This is a genomic window from Arthrobacter sp. K410C, assembly GCF_059090105.1.
Map to the genome: position 1 here is coordinate 1 of NZ_JBNHFJ010000033.1, position 14,958 is coordinate 14,958.

A 14,958-nucleotide genomic window follows, 5' to 3' on the forward strand; every position below is an offset into this window, starting at 1 on the left:
CCCGACACGCGCGCCACGCAGCTACCAACCGCTCTTGCCCTGACCCAGGAAGAAAAATGAGATTCGCGAACATCGCAGGACGCGCCCACCTCCACCTGAGCGAAGACCGCTACGCCTAGCCGAAGCCCGGCGATTCCCCCTTTCTGCGGGTGGGCGACAGCGTCGCGGTGGCGACGGTGCCCGGCATCGTCGAGGTGATGAAGCTCATGAGCAACATCGAGACCCAATTCTCCGGCTCCAACAGCAAGATCCTCGTCGATAACGAGCAGGCAGTCGAGTACGGCCAATTATTGCTGGTGATCACGCGCAATGGCTGCATTCCAGACGACCACTGAATAGCGTCCTCATCGCCAACCGCGGTGAAACCCGTTACGCATCCTCCGGGCGTGCAAAGAGCCGGGCATCTGCAGTGTGCTCGTCTACTCCGAGGCCGACGCAAATTCTCTGCCCGTGAAGCTGGCCGACCAAGCGGTCTGCATCGGCCCCTCGCAAGCCAAGTCGAGCTGCCGCAACGCTCACGCGGTGATCGGCGCGGCAATGGCTCACAAGGCCTTGCCGAGATCACGTCCGGTGCTTGATGCCGATCAGCGGGCGGCCTGGCTGCCGCCGCGGTCGCCCTATGCCACGAAGTCGGCTACCGCAATGCCTGACATCGTCATCCGGCCACGCCATCGGATGCCGCATCAACGCCGAAGACCAACGCGGAGCAGGCACAGTCCTCCACGACACGGGGGCAATCGGTCCCAGTGGGCGTCCCGAGGTTGGGATGGATCGTCCTTTGGACTCGCAGGTGCCGCGGATATCGCCTGCAAGTCTTCCATGCAGGGTCCGGCTGTCGCACGATAACTCCGCCTCGGAGTCTTTCAGCCCAGCTCGTTCCGTCAAGCCTGACCACGTCGTTGGTTCCCGAGCACCGCCTTCGCGTTTGTAAGAACTCCAGGCTGCTACGGCGCAGTAGGCAATTCGCCAGTTGGGGTCGACAGCACAACATGGGCCTACGGTCACGAAGTTCTCAAAACGCAAGATGTCAATGAGCCACCACCTTATAAACAGACCGGCGACTCGGCTTCACACCGTCTTCGCCCAAGGCGCCACTCACCGCTCCCGTCCATGAGATCTAAGTTCCACCGGTGCACGACGCTCAGGCAGGCTGGCCGCGCGATCTATCCGGTGAGCGACCATCACCGAACCCCGACATCTGAAACGCCTAGGACCACAGCTACGCTAGCGCCGGCTAAAGTGAACGACCAGAACGCGTATCGGCCCACCGACAACGAGATGACTTCGACGTTATAGCGCAATTTCCGCGATACGGAGCCTCACGTCTGTCAGGTCACGGTTGTCGAGCGATCCACTGCTCGTACCTCCCATCACGACGCGGCCCTCCTGCGTCGCGTATCCTCGATCGCCAACGCAGCGCGTGGCCCACATTCTGTTCGACGAGGAGGACGTCACGCTCCGATCGCGGATATCGGTGATCAGCTTGAAGAGTTGGGCCACGATGATGGGCGCAAGCGCCAACGAGGATTCGTCGAGCATCAATAATCGGGGCTGGTCCATCTACGCTCGTCCAATGGCCAACATCTGCTGCTGGCCGCTGCTAAGCGAGCCCGCCTTCTGCCCTCGCAGATCCTCGAGCATCCGCAGTAGAGCGAAAATTTCGGCTTCTTTTTGCTTCACCAACGCGGCTGCCACTGCCGCAGCAGCGGCTCCTTCCGTCGTCTGTGCTTCCACGGCTCCGTGTAAGGCCCGGACCGCCTCGGCTGTCGCTACATAGAAAGCCAGGGGCGTGCAGTCCGTACCGGAGCAGGTTCCGATCCATTTCGCGGGCCGATGTCAATCGGGTCTTGGCGAAGTGTTGACAGCCGGACAGGGGCGGGCAGGCGCGACTACGCGATCTTGAACTTGCTGGCCACCAATCAAGACATACCTTGGCCGACCACCTCGAGTCCGAGGTGGTCGGCCAAGTAGAGTCACGCGGTTAGTAGTGGTCGGGCTACTCAGTCACTGGTGACACCAACGCCACGGAAGTGCGGCGTGTAGGAGGCCGTGTAGCCCTCAGGGAAGACAGCCCGCTCAGACCATGCGCTCGGCGGCTGGAACAGCATGATGGGAATTTCGCGGAGCAGCCCCTTCTCTGCCTGAATCATCTTGTGGATGGCTGGGATGCGCTCCTCCCGCGTGACACCCTTCAACGAATCCTTCCAGGCGGAGGTGAACTCATCCGAGACGGTGCCCCACGGATTGCGGAACTGCCCAGCGAGGTTCGACTCGTACTGGTTACTCGGGTCGACGATTGGAGCGGTGGCCCCGATGTAGGCGTCGCCCTTCTGTTCGGCGAAGAACGTTACCGGCGCCGTAGGTGACTCGATCACCTGCTGCTTGGCTACCATTCCGACCTCGGCGAGCATCGGCACCACCGCCTCGGCGATGGCACGGTGGTCGTCTAGGGCCGGGACGAGCATCTCGAACTCAAACCCGTTCGGGTAGCCGGCCTCCGCCAGCAGCTTCTTAGCCAGTTCAGGGTCGTAGGCATAGTCTGAGTTGTCCGGTACGACGGTGGGGTCGTAGGCCCAGTGGTCCGGCGCGAGGTTTTGGGCGATCGGCTCTCCGGCACCAAAGAAGACACCATCAACGATCGCCTGCCTGTCGACCGCATGCTCGAGCGCCTGCCGAACGCGAAGGTCGTTGAAAGGCTTCTTAGAGGTGTTCACCGTCCACCGGTAGTAGGTGCTGCTGAGCGACGGAGCAACGTTCAAGCCGGCCGCCTGGGCCCCAGCCTCGTCTTGGGGCATCAAATAGGCCAGGTCTCCCTGACCAGTGGACAGCATGTTCACCCGTGTCGGGGACGCAGTCTGAACGTGGATCTCGTAGAAGGCAGCCTTCACTGCGTCCGGCTCCCAGTAGTCCTCATTGCGCTCATACCGAGCCACCTGCCCGGGGATATACTCGACCAACTTCGCCATACCGGACCCCACGGGGTTCTGGTCCAAATCCGGGTTGTCGAAGGCTGCCGGACTGATCATCGACCCGGCTCGCTCCGCAAGCACTCCCGGAAGGTTGCCACCGAGTCCGTTGAGGTTGAACCGCACCTTGAATTCCTCGATGGCCTCCACCGACTCAACGTTGGCCAGTTGCCCCTTCAGCGCCGATTTTTCCAAGGTCTTCGCCCGCTCGATGTTCGCCTTGACCGACGGGGCGTTGAACTTCTCCCCGTCGATGAACTTCACATCGTCCCGCAGCGACATCTCCAAAGCCGCACCGTCGTCAACGAACTTCCACTCGGTCGCGAGCATTGGCTCCAGGTCGCCGTCCTCGTTCTGCCAGATCAACTGATCGTAGGCAAGGCGGAGGCTGATCATGTCCCAGGCGTTGGCGGACTTGTGCGGGTCCAGGGTCGATGGGTTCTGCACGAACACATATTGGAAGGTGCCGTTCGGATCTATCTCCTGGGCACTTCCCCCATTACCACTACCACTACTAGTGCACCCGGTCACCAGTAGGACACTGGCTAAGGCCGTAGCCAACAAGGTGGAACGACGCCACATATTTCACTCCTTTGTGTTCAGACAAAGCCCTGTACCAAGCTTCCCTTAGAGGATTGCTGAATTGCGATCCCCAGAGAATGGACATGCATCCACGCCAGGAGCCCCTGCCATGTGGAACTCCCCTTGGTCTCAGATGTCAACCTGACCAAGCAGACGCGTAGCCGGAGTCCCACGCAGGTTCGCCGTACCTGACGGAGCGCCTTGCCAGCGTCGGAGGACAGTGCAGCGTCCAAGGCTGAGGCATCGCCGAAGTAGAGGCCAGCCATCAGATGGTAGGTCGGCACCGAGCTGTCGGTACCGTCAACGAAACGGGTGACATCCAGCCGGCGCAGCCCAGGGAGTTGTTCCGCGGGGGCGAGATGAGGGCGGAGGTAATGTCGGTCGGTTCAGCCGGTGAACTGGCCGCCTGCCGGGTGTAACGTCTGCCCGGTCATGAAGGACGACTCGTCGCTGGCCAGGTAGAGGCAGGCTGCTGCTTGCTCCTCGGGCGTGCCATTACGCCCCATGGGAGTGATGCTCATCGCCCGCGCGTGGACGTCACTGTCCTCCGGGACATCCCACATCGGCGTGCTCGTGTAGCCGGGACCCACTGCATTCACCCGGATGCCCTTATCCGCAAGCTCGAGCCCCATGACCTTGGTCAGCATAATCACTCCAGCCTTGGAGACACAGTATGGCGCGGCGCCGAGCAGCGGGATCTTCCCGGCCGTGGAGGCGATGTTGACGATCGAGCCGCCGGTCTCCTGCTTGAGCATCTGCCGGACCAGCGCGCGTCCAGTCAGCATGACGCCGGTGATGTTGATGTCCAAGACTCGGGTAAACTCTCCAAGCACCAGATTTTGCACGTGGAAGCTGTCCGACTGGACCCGGGTCTCCCGGTCCTTTAACGAGGACGCGGTTGACACACCCGCCGATGCCACGCCGATGTCCATATGCCCAAAGGCTTCGACTCCGGCAGCCACCATCGCATCGGAGTCAGCCTCACTCGTCGTGTCGGTCCGGACATAAATCGCACGTCGGCCGAGCGCCTCCACCGCGGCCACGGTCGCCTCTCCCGGCTGCAAGTCCGCGACGACAATGTCCGCGCCCTCCCGAGCGAAGCGGACTGCACAAGCGTGCCCAATCCCGCTGGCACCCCCGGTGATGAGCGCAACTTTTCCATCAAGTAATCCCATGAACAACTCCTCCTTTGTCTGATGATCGTGTAGCAAGCTTTGTCTGATGAGCGTTGCCGCAAAGATGCCGGTTCAGCTCCTGGTCACGCCCACGCCGCGGAAGTGCGACACGTGGGCAGTTTTGGCAATCATCCGCGTCCACAGCACGCCGAAACCAGGCGCTGAGCGGCTCAACAGCACACTCATACGCCCCGGTCCTTGGCGTCGTGACACCCTTCGGCACCTGTTGCGCTGTCGTCAGCCTGTCTCATCACCGAACCGACCTGCAATGTGCCGGCGCCTACATCTGTCACCGCAACGGTGGCGGATGGCCCAACCCTGCCGCGTGGTTGGCGTGGTTCACGCAGGCTGAATATGCTCACCACGAGTCCATCAGCGTGGCGGCGAGCGCGACGCCCAGGCTGAGCTGCGCCCGTGACTGAGCGGCGGCTTCTTCCGCGGGGCCTGTCGCCGCAGCGCGGTGGCGCCCAGCAGCGCGGTGGCAGGTGCCCGGGGGGCTGAGCGCTGACGCCTGGGGAGCAATGGCGCGGCTGATCGTCGTGGAGCACAAAAAGACCCACGCCGAGCACTGTTGCCCCGATCAGGGACGCGATGGCCAGCCTCGACCCAGTCGGTGTGGCGAGCGGGAGCTGGGATAGCGCCAGGACCAGCAAGGCGATGCCTGCGGTGACGACCGAAGCGTTCAGGAGGCCGATCGGGCCACGCACAGTGTCCCTGGTGCTGTCGGTGGCCAGCAGTGCGTTCACGCCGCGGACCCCGGAATAGCCGTAGCCGGAGCCCTGCTTCTTGTATCCGTGGACCTCGATGATCGTGGCGTCCACATCAACCAGGGTGTATTCCTCGGTGCTGCCGCGGATCAGCGGGGTCCCTGCCGCCAGGTGCCCCAGGAACCAGGACGCGACCACGTCCAGCTGGTGGACGTGCCCGAGGGTGAAGGAGCGCAGGAACGAGCCCAGCATCGAGGGCGCGTAACAGGCGGTGAACAGCCTGCCCATGCCGCCCTGGCGCAGCAGGGCCATGTCCTCGATGAATTCGCCCCGGCAACCATCCCGGGGACCAGCGACGGCCCCTTTCAACCCGGCGTTTGTGCCCCTGTCCGTAGGCACGCTCAGCCGGTCACCGGCCAGGCCCCCGAGTCTGGCTTCGAGGGGCAGTCCCATGACCGGGACCAGGCCGGCGGCCGACACGAGGTTGGGCCCGTCGAAGGAGACTGACAAGGACGCGCCGCTATGGAAAAGTTGCATCCACGAGATGCCTCATCTTTTCGGGTAAAGAGGTGTTCTAGAAAAACTCCATTTACCGCGAAAAGACAGGCAATTCTCGGCTTAAACCGCCGACGGAGCCCCAATCAGCACCGTGGATCGAGGCTTAGTGCGCACTGTATCCACCGTCGGCCACGAGGCAACTGCCGGTGACGTAGGAGGCCGCCTCGCTTAGCAGGAAAACGACCATGTCGGCAATTTCATCTGTCCTTCCGAGACGACCGAGCGCGGTAGCGGCGCTGATACCTGACTGATCACGCTTCGTGAGTCGCTCCCGATTGAGGTCGGTGAGGACGTAACCGGGAGCCACAGCGTTGACCCGGATTCCTTGCTCGCCGTACTCCAGCGCCGCAGTCTTGGTCAGACCAACAACAGCATGCTTGGCAGCGACATAAGCGCCTGCGTTCGGCCGCCCGACCAGCCCGAGCACGGATGCGACGTTAACGATCGAACCTCGACCGACGTCGGCCATGACGGACAGTTCGGCCTGCAGGCAGTGGAAGACACCGGTCAGGTTGGTCTCAATAATCCGCGTCCAGTCGTCGATCGGGTATTCCGCGATCGGGCGTGCTGGTCCGGCGACTCCAGCGTTGTTGACAGCGAGCTCGAGCACGCCCAGCTCTCGTGATGCCTCGACCATCTGGTGCACGGACTCACTGTTTCGGACATCGATCCGGCAAGCCTTCGCGCACCCGCCTCTCGCCACGATCTGGTCCGCTACTTCCTGGACCTGCGCCTCGTCGATGTCGGCTACCAGCACGCTCACCCCTCGCGCAGCTAGAAGCTCCGATATAGTCCGGCCGAAACCACGACCGGCCCCGGTAACGACGGCCACTTTGCCGTCAAGTTCATTATGCATGGCTACACTCCATTTCCTTGGTCAAGGATGGTGGCGAGGTGAAGAGATTCCTATGTTGCCGAGTCCATTGATGGAAGCACCCGTCTAGGCAGACTCACATCAACGCAGGTAGAGACGGTTGCGCCTAGTGTTGATTTTCGCCGGAGTGTCTGAGTAACGGCCGTGCTAGGTCCTGTCTCCTAGACCTCGGGTGGTTGTCGGGGAGGCTTGGTGGGCGTCTCGTACTTCTGTTCTGACTGATGGTCGGTGGGCCCACATTCAACCGATACTGCCGTCCTCGGCTGTCGTCAGGGACGTCCGTTCCGTGATGGCCGGCGGGTGGTGAGGGCATCATTTACCGGTATCGGTGCGGGATCGCTTGGCATGACGTGCCAACTGAATTCGGTCCGCGGCAGACGATCTGGAAGCGTCATCGCCCCTACAGCGGTGACGGAACGTGGGACAGGCTTCTGGCTGAACTGCTGACGGTGGCTGATGCCCGCGGCGAGGTGGATTGGTCCGTCTCGGTCGACTCGACGGTGAACCAGGCCCACCAGCACAAGACCAATTTTTCCCGCACCGCAGGGGTCCCGTCGAATTATATGAATCTGTTTGGTGAGCCGGCGGATCATGCGATCGGCCGGTCCCGCGGCGGATTGAGCACGTAAATCCACGCCCTGGTCGATGACATTGGGGCCGTTAGTTCTGCTGGTTGCCGCGGGTCAGGGTGGCGACGCGCCGATGTTAACGCCCCTGATGGACCAGTTGAAGATCAACCGGGCCGGTCCGGGCAGGCCTCGCACCCGCCCGGACCGTCTCCGCGGAGACAAGGCCTAGTTCATCCCGCGCGATCCGGACCCATCTGCGCGACTGCGGAATCACGGCTGTCATACCGCAACCCTCTGCCCGGGTCGGGCAGCGGAAACGACGACGCTCCGCGGGCGGCAAACTCCGGCTTTCGACAAAGATGACTACAAAGCCCGCAACATCGATGGTGTAAGGACCCTCGGGAGCGGGGCTTCGCCCCGCCCCGCGGTTGTCGACCGTGATGACGGTGAAGTGCTGTTCGAGCACTGCCGCAGCCGGGCCCATGCCTAGATTCAGGCCGAGCCCAGCGATAAGGAGGAGCGGAGGGCCTTCACCACGCACTTTCGTGGTGAAGGCCGACCGTTTTCCTCGTGCTCAGGGGACCACCTCGTCATTACTGAGGAACGCCTCGACAACGGAATAAAACTCCTCCTCCTTCTCGAACATCGGAAGGTGGCCGGCCCCCTCGATAACACGAAGCTGTGCACCAGGAATTTCGTCACCGAAGGTCTGCGACGACGACAGGGGGATGATCCCGTCGGATGCTCCGTGGACAACCAGCGTGCGGGCCTCGATGAACGACAGGCGGCGACTGAGCCCACGGTCCGGGATCGGCCACAGGAACTTGGTGGCTGAACCCATGTTGGTGGTGCGCTCGATCGCGGCCGGCAAGCCCTTCTCTGCGACATTGGTCTCGCGACCCTGGGCGTCCACGTCGTGCCACTTGGCCTCAGCGAGGTCGCCAGGCGTCATCGCAAAGGCATCGGCAACGGGCTCGTCGTCGTTCCACAGGCCGTAGCTGTTTACCAATACCAGCTTGCGCACGAGGTGGGGGGAACCCACGGCGAACTCCGCTGCCACCATGCCGCCAAATGAGTGACCGATGACGTCGATCTGCGTCCATCCCCAGCTCCCGACGAGCGTGCGCAGGGCAAGCGTGACGTCTTGTAGATCGTGGATGCTCTCGAAGCCAGTCGATTCGCCGTAGCCGGGGAACTCAGGGGCCCGCACGTCGTGGGACTTCGCAAGCTGGGCGAGGAAGGGAGCATTTCCAGGGTGACGCTCAAGGCCATGGAGGAAGAGGACGGGGTTGCCCTGCCCCCCCTGCCATACCCGCAACGTGAAGGGGCCGACATTTTGCTTATCCATAATCATGTCCTCTTGCTCACCTTTCCGAGACGAGGACGGAGGAAGCCGCAGCCACGCGAGCCTGGCTCACTTGAGGAGTCCACTTGTCCTCATAGTCGGACCAGAGATCCCGCAGCTGTGGGATCACCTTGGTTCCGAAGAGGTGGGTGTTCTCTGCCGCCGTCTCTTCGTTAAGGTTGCCCATGTGTAGCGAGGTAATGAGCTGCCCGATCCGCAGATCCGTTGCAAGCTCACGAACCCTCTGCGTGACCCGATCCGGGGTACCAGCGATGATGTAGCCCTTCTCGTCGTACTCCCAGAAGCTCATCTCGCCGGCCACGGCGCGGCGCGCATCCTCCGGATCCATTCCAACCCCACCAGCCCGCTTCATCTGGGTCGTCATCGATCTGACCGTGTTGTATCCGGGGGCCATGGCGAACCGTGGCCCAGGGTTACGGATTCGCTGGAAGCTCTTAATTGCCTCGTAGTATTTCTTCTCTGCCTCAGCATCGGTGTCGGCGACGCAGATCAGCTGGGTGAAGGCCATCCGGTGGGGGTTCATGTCCCCGCCGTTCTCCTCAACGTAGTCCCAGTAGCCATCGATCGTGGGTTTGGCCGCTTGGAGCCCCGAGAACGACAGGTGGCCATAGCAGTAGTTCTCCTGGGTGACCAGCTCCCACGTCTCGATCGAGCTTGACCCTGGCACCCAGATGGGGAGCTTCTCCTGGATCGGCCGGGGCCAGACATTGACATAACGCAACTTGTTGTACTTGCCGTTGTGCGCGAACGGCTCCTTCTCGCGCCAGGAACGCTCGACCAGTTCGCGGGCTTCATGGAAGCGCTCGCGCACCTCAGAAGGCGGGGTGCCGTAGGCGAACGCCGAATCCATGGGCGTGCCGAAGACAAAGCCGGCAATGACCCGTCCTCCCGAAAGGCAGTCGAGATAGGCCATCTCCTCCGCCACCCGGGTCGGAGGGTTGTACAGGGCCAGTGAGTCACCGATGATCAAGATCGCGGCATTCTCAGTGGAGCTCGCGAGGCTCGCGGCCAAGAGGTTGGGCGATGGGGTTACCGCGAACGGAGTCTGGTGATGCTCATTGACGGCGAGGCCATCGAATCCTTCACGGTCGGCCTGCTGCATGAGCCGGAGGAAGGAGTGGTAGTTCTCTCCCATCCGGACCGGGTCCATGAGTGAGATGTCACCATCTACCCACGACCCCTTGCCCGGCGGCGGCCAGTCTTTGGGCAGGTCCTCATAGGTGACCTCGGCGAACCAATGGAATTTCACGTGTATTTCCTCTCTGGGCAGTACGTCGGCGATGACCGTTTTGTTCTCCCAAATTTCGCTCTCGGCATCATCTGCAGGCAATGGATCAGTGTCCATGGATCCCACCCCTGCCGTGGACAGTAGGCCATGTCGCCGGCCGAGAGGAGCAGCGCATGATGGGTCATCAGGTTCCCCGCCCGCCTTCCATTCCTGTGAATCAAGGCGGGCAGACAGCAGAGGAGAGGCGCATGTATCTCGCCGCGACAGACCAAAACAGCGTCACGCTGGTGCAGCCCGATACCTTCACCACATTTCATGTGCAGCGCACCGCCGGAGTCCATCTCGACAGTGCGTTAGCGAGCTCGGGGGCCGGGCAGGTGGCCGGGGAGCACGTTCTGGTGAGCATCGAATGGCTGCGCGCTCAAAGCTCCGGCCCCGAGTGGTCAGTCAGCTTGGAGAAGATGCTGGATTACGCCGCGACCCAGGGTTGGACCGACACAAAGCGCACCTGGGTGCGAGCGCACATCGAATAGGAAGCGTGCGGATCGGCGTGCGCGCCCTATCGCCGCTCAGCGAAGAGGGTACCCGCTGGAACACCGTTGACGAACCGGTGGAACTGCTGGGGTTTTTGCCCCGACTCAAAAGAGCCTAGAGTCTCCACAGAGGCGCGTCATGCTCGGTGTCAAAGGGACAAGAGTCGGGTCGTTCCCTTGGGAGAGAAAACCGTTGTATATCTCAAGGCCTGCCTCGACGGGTTTCACCCTCACGCGCAATCCGGGCCGCGATGTGGCCGCTGTTCTCCCGTCATCCTGGTTCATTTTCCGCGCAGCTTTGATAGTGATGTCGAACTGGTCGGCGGCCAATGCCACGGCGTCGCGGAAGTCCTTCCCGGCCCTGGCCGTCGCGAGCGTTTCCACATACGCCGTCCCGCCGGTCCCCGGCCAGATCTACGGTGCTGCCGGGGTGTCGAAGCGCGACCAAGAGGAATGGTCAGCGGTAGCCCGTGACCGGCCCATTTGTGTAGACCAGGCCGGTATTGGAACAAACTTCCGTCAACCCTCTTTCAGCGCGGCCTTCTCCAGCTCCGCTCCGGCAGGCTGCCGCTTCAGCGTCGCATTCTGCTTCTCAAGCTCCGTCAGCCGCTTTGCATCGTCGGCCTTGAGCCTGCCGTGGTGGTTCCGCCACCGGTCCTGGTGAGGATAACTTCCAGGCCGAGCTCTCATGCCCCCGTACCGATCGCCGAGCAGTTGCTCGAGAAGGAGAAGGGCGTCAGCCTCGTTAGGCTTAGCTGCTGCTCGCCGGGTTGACGAAGAATGTGTTGAGGACGGCGCTCGAGGTCGAGGTGAGTGAGCACCTCGGGTGTGAGAAGCACCAGGCCAACGACAGCGAAATGCCCGACCAGGAGATGGCCGTGGCAGAACCGACAATTGGACAGGGTCATACCCGACGTGTCCATCGACACGATCGGCGTGAAGGTCCGTGATGGGCAGGTGCGGCGCAAGCCGTACTATGAGGTCGTGCACCGCACGGACGACGTACTCGTTGTACTTGAGCATGCGTCGCTCGCTTGCATCGCGTCCGAGCGTGTAGTGCGACACAAGGACCATGCAGGCCCTTATGTAAGCGCCGAAATAGGTTCTTCTTTTTGTCCGTAGAGCCCACCCCAGGCTACTGCGCTGCGTTCTCGGCCCCGAGGATGTCCGATATCCCGTTCAAGCGACGCAGCCGCCGGTCGGGGAGAACCCAATGGCCTCGTGCCCGAGTCGGCGCAAACGAGGTGAGCGCCGCCCCGTAGGAGCCGGTGCCCTCGATCCCGAACGCGATGATCCTTCCGACGCCCGCAGCCCATTCCGAGAGCTGCCGGAAACCCGTGTCGGTCGCGATCGCGAGGGTCCGAGGATCCTACCGATCGAGTCCATTACCGCGGCGACGTTGATGTGTTTGTGCGTGTGGACGCCCGACCACGACATCGCCTGAGCGGACAGGCGCGAACTCTGACCTGGTGTTCTGTCTCCTTATTGGGTGGGCGTGGTTTCACGCCGTCGCCGGCGGGTGTACAGAACTGTCATGGGGACGGGTTGTCGAGACTGCTCCAGGCTCCTATCAATCAGGTCACGCCCGACCGGCCGCAGTGCTTGCTGCACGCCGGACCGGACGGCAGGCAAAACAACGCCTAGCCACCCTGCGGGCCAATCGTAGAGACGCGTCAGACCGTCCCGGGTAGGACTACCTCATCCTCGCGTGACGCGGAAAGAAAAAATGACAGTCGGAGGACGCCGCGGCTGCTTCGGCCTCCTCCAGGTCACTGGGGCAACGCTACGTCACGCCTTAACATGCACACGCCTTCCGCCGTGGGACGCTGCTCGCAACCGGGCCCTTACACGGGTGCAACAGCTTGGGTTCGGGTCTTCTCGCCCTTCTATGTCGGTCGACAATGGGGGTTGCTGGTAGCTCGGAGTGGGCGAAGCTCTACTTCGGGCGAAGAACCTATGTCCTCATGAACATTGTTGCCTGTGTGGCGCGCTTCATAGAGTTGCAGCATCTTAAAACCCCGTACCGGCCTCGCCGCGTTGTTCGGCAGGCGGCGTGAGATGGGAATCATGAAGGAGAAAACGCCGATGACAACATCCTCAGTGTCTGAGCGTGGCGGTCTGCTAGCCCCGGTGCCGGGTGCGTCCGGCGCGGAACTGGACCCACGTACCTTTCGGGACGTGATGGGTCGCTATCCCACAGGTGTCGCCCTTGTGGCGGGCAGAGGCGAGTCTGGAGAGCCGCTGGGGATGGTCGTGGGCACGCTGACCTCGGTCTCGCTTGACCCGCCCCTTGTCGCCTTCCTCCCTTCGAAGTCTTCATCGAGCTGGGCCAAGATGCAGCGCGTGCAGCAGCTCTGCATCAACGTCCTCGCGGCTGATCAAGACGAGGTGTGCAGAACCTTTGCCTCGAAGTCCGTTGAAGACAAGTGGGCTGGCGTGACCTGGCATCCGGCGCCGTCCGGTGCCCCGATTATCGATGGGTCTGTCGCCTGGATTGACTGTCTCGTCGAGGAGGTGCTCGAGCGAGGTGATCACTTTGTCGTCTTCGCCCGTGTGCAGGCGATGGAACCCGCGCGCTCAGTGTCGCCGTTGACATTCGTTCGTGGTGGATACGGAAAGTTCAGTATCGACTCCCTCGTGGCCGAAGATCAGCCCGGCCTCATGGAGCAGTTGAAGATCGCACAGCAGTCTCGCCGGGCGATCGAGCAACTGGCACGGGAGACGGGCTACGAGACCTCGATCCAGGCGGCGGTCGACGATGAGCTGGTCATTCTCGCAGCAGCAGGCGGCGACGATTCCGACTGGGCGGGGAAGCATCACGTCGGCATCCGGCTTCCGTTCATTCCGCCGTTTGGGGGAATCTTCATGGCGTGGTCGTCGGCGAGTGCGATTCAAGAGTGGGTGGGACGACGCTGGGCGAACACCGATGGCTGGCGTGACCGGCAGGTGGATGCGTTGCGGGCCATTCGCGACGCAGGCTTCGTGGTGGTCCCTCCCATCGCCCCTGAGATCGATGCAGTGCTCGACAAGGTCTTTCTCGGGGAGGCTCCGAGTCGGGATGACCTGAGCCATCTGCGACAAGCTGTCCACGAGCTGGAGCCATATTATGTCACCGCGATCGACGGCGACGGGCCCGTGCCGGTTCGTTATCTCGGCGCCCCGGTGTTCGATAATCGGGGGCGGGTCGCCGTCGCCGTACGACTCATTGTGGACGATGTACTCGACGCTCGCCGAGTGCGTGCGCTGACCGACCGTCTGATCGCGGCTGCGGATGAGATCTCGGATCTGATCGGCGGTCTGCGCCCTGCGCAGGAGGATGGCACTGATACTGAATAGGACAGTGACTCAGCGTGAGGCATCGATCATTGATCGGGCGCGGAAGCTGGTGCCCGCCTCAGGCGAGCTGTTGATCGAGCTGGTGATGGCTCCCGTCAACCCAGCCGGGGTTCGCTCCGGTGGAAAAGGTGCTCGCACTCCCGCCCGGGCCGCCACGGACCAGGCTGCCGCGAGGGTCTGCTCGCAGCGATGGACGGCGTTGAGCCAACAGTTGCCTCGACGCTGTCGGAGGGTCGAGTACTGGATACCTTGCAGACACGCTTGCAACCGGATCGACCGTCTTCACCTACGGGCTCCTCTCAGGGGAGCCGTGTGTCATCGACGCACATAACGTGGTGTTCCGACAGGTACTGCTGTCTGAGTTCTGGTTGCTGCGCGCCCGCACAACAACTCCCCCGCAGGTGCTGCAGGAGATCGAAGGCCGAGCACTCGCGCTGGCTGCATTCGGGGTTGCTGCTGTTCCAATCGCGTATCGATACGGGTCTCGAGGATGTCGCACAGGCGTTCGAGTATGCGAGCCGAGGCGGCAGCAACGGCAAGATTGTCATCGTGCGGCAGGTGCCGCTTCCCGGCGGGTTGGGTGTGAGAGGGTCGTGGGGACCTCGACGGGCCGCCGCGCGCGTCCCCGGTGGACAGCACCTATTCGTGGCGACGTATGCCTGGACCCAGGTGCATTTCAGGTCCGTCCACCCTTTCGACCCTGCGAAGTCGAACATGCGGTCGACGGCGGTGAGCCAGGTCTCATCGATGGACTGGGTCCCGAACCAAGCGGTGCAGACTCACACGTCATTGCCGGCCACGCGACCGGCGGCCTGCTCCGTGAGCGGCACTGCGAACCGGGCGGTATCGGTCCCTGGGGCACGGGCGACGTGGAACTGCTCGAACGACATCGGATCGGCGAGGACGAGGCGGGAGTTGTTGACGATGAGGTACACGGGCTCCGTTCGATACTGGACACCACGATCTTGCCCGCAAATCCGGTTGTTTGCTGGTCCATTTCGTCGTCGTTCAGGATGTGTGCAAGCCCATACCGGCGCGGATTGCTGGGCTCTAGCCTCGTAGCA

Annotated in this window: 13 protein-coding genes and 3 pseudogenes; 5 read left to right on the forward strand and 11 right to left on the reverse strand. The window is 62.5% G+C overall.

The genetic code is table 11. From position 1 onward, the window contains the following. The first annotated feature begins 149 nt into the window (after window positions 1-149). Both AC5RU7_RS20650 and AC5RU7_RS20655 read left to right on the forward strand, forming a co-directional pair. A complete protein-coding gene (locus tag AC5RU7_RS20650; protein ID WP_494053813.1) occupies window positions 150-335 on the forward strand; it encodes a biotin/lipoyl-containing protein in 186 nt (61 codons plus the stop codon). A gap of 40 nt (window positions 336-375) precedes the next feature. Continuing rightward, window positions 376-846 carry a biotin carboxylase N-terminal domain-containing protein gene (locus tag AC5RU7_RS20655; RefSeq protein WP_494053824.1) on the forward strand — a complete coding sequence of 157 codons (471 nt, stop codon included), beginning with the start codon at window positions 376-378 and terminating at the stop codon, window positions 844-846. Between the two features lie 714 nt (window positions 847-1,560). Here AC5RU7_RS20655 and AC5RU7_RS20660 read toward each other — a convergent pair. The 6 genes and pseudogenes from AC5RU7_RS20660 to AC5RU7_RS20685 form a co-directional block, all read right to left on the reverse strand. Next, a complete protein-coding gene (locus AC5RU7_RS20660; RefSeq protein ID WP_494053814.1) occupies window positions 1,561-1,734 on the reverse strand; it encodes a hypothetical protein in 174 nt (57 codons plus the stop codon). A gap of 266 nt (window positions 1,735-2,000) precedes the next feature. Then, complete coding sequence (locus AC5RU7_RS20665; protein ID WP_494053815.1) at window positions 2,001-3,413, reverse strand: ABC transporter substrate-binding protein; 1,413 nt, start codon at window positions 3,411-3,413, stop codon at window positions 2,001-2,003. Between the two features lie 152 nt (window positions 3,414-3,565). Next, window positions 3,566-3,919 (reverse strand): annotated as a pseudogene (locus AC5RU7_RS20670) (EthD family reductase); the annotation flags it as partial. A gap of 15 nt (window positions 3,920-3,934) precedes the next feature. Then, complete coding sequence (locus AC5RU7_RS20675; protein WP_494053816.1) at window positions 3,935-4,723, reverse strand: SDR family NAD(P)-dependent oxidoreductase; 789 nt, start codon at window positions 4,721-4,723, stop codon at window positions 3,935-3,937. A gap of 707 nt (window positions 4,724-5,430) precedes the next feature. Further along, window positions 5,431-5,967: pseudogene (locus tag AC5RU7_RS20680) on the reverse strand (transposase family protein); the annotation flags it as partial. Between the two features lie 124 nt (window positions 5,968-6,091). Beyond that, a complete protein-coding gene (locus tag AC5RU7_RS20685; RefSeq protein ID WP_494053817.1) occupies window positions 6,092-6,844 on the reverse strand; it encodes an SDR family NAD(P)-dependent oxidoreductase in 753 nt (250 codons plus the stop codon). 332 nt (window positions 6,845-7,176) lie between these two features. Between AC5RU7_RS20685 and AC5RU7_RS20690 the strand changes: the two genes are divergently transcribed. After that, window positions 7,177-7,491 carry a transposase gene (locus tag AC5RU7_RS20690; RefSeq protein WP_494053825.1) on the forward strand — a complete coding sequence of 105 codons (315 nt, stop codon included), beginning with the start codon at window positions 7,177-7,179 and terminating at the stop codon, window positions 7,489-7,491. Window positions 7,492-8,005: 514 nt separating this feature from the next. Here AC5RU7_RS20690 and AC5RU7_RS20695 read toward each other — a convergent pair. Continuing rightward, window positions 8,006-8,779: an alpha/beta fold hydrolase gene (locus tag AC5RU7_RS20695; RefSeq protein WP_494053818.1), complete on the reverse strand. Its 774-nt coding sequence runs from the start codon at window positions 8,777-8,779 to the stop codon at window positions 8,006-8,008. A 16-nt stretch (window positions 8,780-8,795) separates the two neighbouring features. Then, on the reverse strand, window positions 8,796-10,142 hold the full coding sequence (locus tag AC5RU7_RS20700; RefSeq protein WP_494053819.1) for an LLM class flavin-dependent oxidoreductase: 1,347 nt from the start codon (window positions 10,140-10,142) through the stop codon (window positions 8,796-8,798). Between the two features lie 131 nt (window positions 10,143-10,273). Here AC5RU7_RS20700 and AC5RU7_RS20705 point away from each other — a divergent pair, with 131 nt between their 5' ends. Next, window positions 10,274-10,558 carry a hypothetical protein gene (locus AC5RU7_RS20705; RefSeq protein ID WP_494053820.1) on the forward strand — a complete coding sequence of 95 codons (285 nt, stop codon included), beginning with the start codon at window positions 10,274-10,276 and terminating at the stop codon, window positions 10,556-10,558. A 105-nt stretch (window positions 10,559-10,663) separates the two neighbouring features. On the opposite strand, the gene AC5RU7_RS20710 is transcribed toward AC5RU7_RS20705, so the two are convergent. Further along, entirely contained in the window at window positions 10,664-10,942 is a 279-nt protein-coding gene (locus AC5RU7_RS20710; RefSeq protein WP_494053821.1) for a hypothetical protein, read from the reverse strand. Window positions 10,943-11,083: 141 nt separating this feature from the next. Further along, window positions 11,084-11,212: pseudogene (locus AC5RU7_RS20715) on the reverse strand (IS3 family transposase); the annotation flags it as partial. 1,404 nt (window positions 11,213-12,616) lie between these two features. On the opposite strand from AC5RU7_RS20715, the gene AC5RU7_RS20720 reads away from it, so the two are divergent. Beyond that, window positions 12,617-13,894: a flavin reductase gene (locus AC5RU7_RS20720; protein ID WP_494053822.1), complete on the forward strand. Its 1,278-nt coding sequence runs from the start codon at window positions 12,617-12,619 to the stop codon at window positions 13,892-13,894. A 779-nt stretch (window positions 13,895-14,673) separates the two neighbouring features. Here AC5RU7_RS20720 and AC5RU7_RS20725 read toward each other — a convergent pair. Beyond that, the gene (locus AC5RU7_RS20725; protein WP_494053823.1) at window positions 14,674-14,829 is read right to left on the reverse strand and encodes a hypothetical protein; all 156 of its coding nucleotides are present in this window, start codon (window positions 14,827-14,829) and stop codon (window positions 14,674-14,676) included. Window positions 14,830-14,958: the final 129 nt, after the last annotated feature.